This is a genomic window from Streptomyces katrae (genome assembly GCF_000966975.1).
GTDB lineage: Bacteria > Actinomycetota > Actinomycetes > Streptomycetales > Streptomycetaceae > Streptomyces > Streptomyces katrae.
The window spans coordinates 1-4,153 of the sequence record NZ_JZWV01000186.1; the positions used below are offsets into that span (position 1 = coordinate 1).

General features: G+C 71.6%; 2 protein-coding genes. Both read left to right on the forward strand.

Features of this window, described 5'->3' with window-relative positions; all coding sequences use genetic code 11:
- The first annotated feature begins 345 nt into the window (after positions 1 to 345).
- On the forward strand, positions 346 to 2,229 hold the full coding sequence (locus VR44_RS08855) for an APC family permease (protein WP_045946851.1): 1,884 nt from the start codon (positions 346 to 348) through the stop codon (positions 2,227 to 2,229).
- A gap of 250 nt (positions 2,230 to 2,479) precedes the next feature.
- Positions 2,480 to 4,153, forward strand: a 1,674-nt coding sequence (gene kdpB, locus VR44_RS08860) for a potassium-transporting ATPase subunit KdpB (RefSeq protein ID WP_045946852.1), incomplete at its 3' end; no start/stop codon positions are given.

Consider the following 4,153-nt stretch of genomic DNA (forward strand, 5'->3'; position numbering starts at 1 on the left):
ATCAGGGCCGCGTTCGTCGCCGAAAGCTCCGTACGGAAGGGCACGAGCGCGAGCGCCACGAGGAAGGGGGCCACGAGCGCCGCGAGCAGGGCGGCGGCGTCGTGGAGTCGGTATCCGGACATGCGGGGCCTCCTGATCCGTTCCCTTCAAGCCTGTCCCTCGGAGGAGGCGCGGGGACCCGCCCCCGCGAGGTCTTGACGCACCTCGTACGGCGCTCCCGCTTCGGCATCAAGAGCGCGTGAGGACTGGCGCGGCGGCCGTATGGACAACGTCAAGGACCCTGGTGATCCGGCCATGGAATTTCCGACGCTGTCCTCGCCCTGACCAACGGAGGAACAGCGAGAGATGTCGACGGACATGGGAAAGACCTGCACTGCGGGGCGGGCTCCGGGCACCGAGGAGCCGCCTGATACCCGGATCCCCGCAGCGGGGGGAGAGGACCGGCACCGGCTGACCGCCCTCCAAGGACTGGCCGCCTTGTCCCTGGACGCGATGGCGTCCGTGGCGTACGGGCCGGAGTCGATCGTGCTGGTCCTGGCCGCGGCCGGGGCGTACGGTCTCGGCTTCACCCTGCCGGTGACGGTGGCGATCGCCGCTCTGCTCGCGGTGCTGGTGGCCTCCTACCGGCAGGTGATCGCCGCCTTCCCGGACGGCGGCGGCTCCTACGCCGTCGCCGGACGACACCTGGGCCGGCGCACGAGCCTGGTCGCCGCGGCTTCGCTGATCCTGGACTACGTCCTGAACGTCGCGGTGTCCGTCACGGCCGGCGTGGCCGCCCTGACCTCCGCCTTCCCCGGCCTGTACGGGGAGCGGGTGTGGATCTGCCTGGGTGTCCTGCTCCTGGTCACCGCGGTGAACCTGCGCGGGGTCGTGGAGTCCGCCAAGGCCTTCCTCGTGCCCACCGCCGTCTTCGTCGGCTCGATCCTCGCGATGGTCGTCGTCGGACTCTTCCGCGACGCACCCGTCAGCACCGCGTCCGCCACCGGGCACGCCTCCACCCTCGGCGAGGGGGCCACCGCTGTCGGCGCGCTCCTGCTGCTGAAGGCCTTCGCCGCCGGCTGCTCCGCCCTGACCGGCGTCGAGGCGGTCGCCAACGCCGTGCCGTCCTTCCGGGCCCCCGCCGCCCGACGCGCCCAGCGCACCGAGGTCGCCCTCGGCGCCCTCCTGGGCGTGATGCTGATCGGCCTGTCGGTCCTGATCGGGCGCTTCCACCTCCAGCCCGTCGAGGGCGTCACCGTCCTCGCCCAGCTCGCGGACGCCTCCTTCGGCCACAACGCCGCGTTCTACGTGGTCCAGTTCGCCACCATGGTGCTGCTCGCGCTCGCCGCGAACACCTCCTTCGGCGGGCTGCCCGTGCTGATGAGCCTGCTGGCCCGCGACAACCACCTGCCCCACGTGTTCGCCCTCAAGGCCGACCGGCAGGTCCACCGCCACGGGGTCGTCTGGCTGGCCCTGGTCTCCGCCGTCCTCCTCGTCTTCTCGGGCGGCGACACCAACACCCTCGTTCCGCTCTTCGCCATCGGTGTGTTCATCGGCTTCACCCTCTGCCAGCTCGGCATGGTCCGGCACTGGTACGCCCTGCGGCCGCGCGGCTGGCAGCGGAAGGCGGTACTCAACGGCTTCGGCGCCGTCCTGACCGGCGTCTCGGCCGTCGTGGTCACCGCCACCAAGTTCACCGAGGGCGCCTGGCTGGTCGTCGTCGCGCTGCCGCTGCTCGTCCTCGGCTTCGAGAAGGTCCATCGCGCGTACGCCGAGATCGGCGAACGGCTGGAGCTCGGCCGGATCCCGCAGGCGCCGCACCGCTCCCGCTCCCTGGTCGTGGTCCCCGTCTCCGGCCTGTCCCGCCTGACCAGCCAGGCCCTCACCGCCGCCCGTTCGCTCGGTGACGAGGTCATCGCCGTGACCGTCACCCATCCGTCCCCCGAGGACCGTGACGCGGCCGAAGCCCTGCGGCGCGACTGGGAGTTGTGGAAGCCCGGCGTCGAACTGACCGAGCTTTCCCCGGAGACCCGCTCGCTCGGCCGGCCCCTGTCGGAATACGTGCGGAAGCTGGCGCGGACCCACCCCGGCTCCCAGGTGACCGTGCTCATCCCGGAGACCGAACCCGCCCACCTGTGGCAGCGGCTGCTCCAGAACCAGCGCGGGTCCGTCGTCGCCCACGCCGTCCGCCGCGACACCGACGCCGTGATCTGCCGGCTCCGCTTCCGCCTCACGGCCGAAGCGCGTTGACGCGTCTCTGACGGCGGTTTCACGCATCCCGTACGCCGCCGTCAAAGAGCCGCCAATTCCCGCGCCCACATGCGCGTATCCGGGGCACCAGGCAGTATTTTCCTGCCTGTTGCGCTGCCGGGGACCTTCACACCACTCACATGACGGCCGAGGGGGTCCATGGAGGTGGTCCCCGGCAGCGAACCCCTCTCCCGTACCTGGCCACCAGCCGCCAGGGCTGTCACGCCTCAAACCCATCCAGAAGGTATTCATGCCTCCTGCCGCCGCGCAGCACGTTCCTCCGGGTCTCGGGACTCCTCCGCGAACCCCGTCCAACCGGCCCTCCCGGAAACGCTCCGGCCGGGTGAACGTGGTCGACCCCGAACTCCTGGCCGCCTCCATGCGAGAGGCCGTCGGCAAACTCCACCCGCGCGAACTGGTCAAGAAGCCGGTGCTGTTCGTCGTCGCCGTCGGATCCGTGCTGACCACGCTCTCGGCGCTCGTCCACCCGTCCGTCTTCACCTGGGTGATCAGCGTCTGGCTCTGGCTGACCGTCCTGTTCGCCAACCTGGCCGAAGCCGTGGCCGAAGGCCGGGGCCGTGCCCAGGCCGAGTCGCTGCGCAAGGCGCGTACGGACACGGTCGCGGTGCGGCTGAACCACTGGACGTACGGCGCGAACCTGAAACGGGCCGAGACGGAGGTGGTCACGCCCGCCGAGCTCCAGCCCTTCGACTTCGTGCTCGTCGAGGCCGGCGAGCTGATCCCGGCCGACGGCGACGTCGTCGACGGGGCCGCGATGGTGGACGAGTCGGCCGTCACCGGCGAATCGGGGGGGGGGGCCCCCGTCCTGCGGGAAGCGGGCGGCGACCGCTCCGGGGTCACCGGAGGTACGACCGTGCTGTCCGACTCGGTCGTCGTACGGGTCACCTCGCGCCCCGGGCACAGCTTCATCGACCGGATGATCGCCCTGGTCGAAGGGGCCGCCCGGCAGAAGACGCCCAACGAGATCGCCCTGAACATCCTGCTGGCGGCCCTGACCGTCATCTTCGTCCTCGTGGTCGTCTCCATCCAGCCGATGGCCGACCACGCGCACGCCGCGCAGTCCACCACGGTCCTGGTCGCCCTCCTGGTGACCCTCATCCCCACCACGATCGGCGCCCTCCTGTCGGCCATCGGCATCGCGGGCATGGACCGCCTCGTCCAGCGCAACGTCATCGCCATGAGCGGCCGCGCCGTCGAGGCCGCCGGAGACGTGAACACCCTGCTGCTCGACAAGACCGGCACCATCACCCTCGGCAACCGCGAGGCCGTGGCCTTCATCCCCCTGCCCGGGGTGGACCGGCTCCAGCTGGCGGACGCCGCCCAGCTGTCCTCGCTCGCCGACGAGACGCCCGAGGGGCGCTCCGTCGTCGCACTCGCCCAGCGGTACGGACTGCGGCCGGCCACGGCGGCGGACCTCAGCAATCCGCGGTTCACCGAGTTCAGCGCCCGGACCCGGATGAGCGGCGTCAACCTGAGCTGGGACGGCGGCGCCGGCTGCGCCATCCGCAAGGGCGCGACCGCCCAGGTCTGCGACTGGGTGGCGATGCGCGGCGGCACCGTACCGGCCGAGGCGGTGGCCTGGTCGGCCAGGGTGTCGGAGTCCGGGGGCACCCCCCTGCTGGTGGCGGTCCACGACTGGGACGGGCCGAGGGTGCTCGGCATCATCCACCTCAAGGACGTGGTCAAGGAGGGCATCCGGGAACGCTTCGAGGAGCTGCGCCGGATGGGGATCCGCACGGTCATGGTGACCGGCGACAACGAGCTGACCGCCCGCGCGATCGCCGCCGAGGCGGGGGTGGACGAGTACCTGGCCGAGGCCACGCCCGAGGACAAGATGGCCCTCATCAAACGGGAGCAGGCCGGCGGCAAGCTCGTCGCCATGACCGGCGACGGCACCAACGAC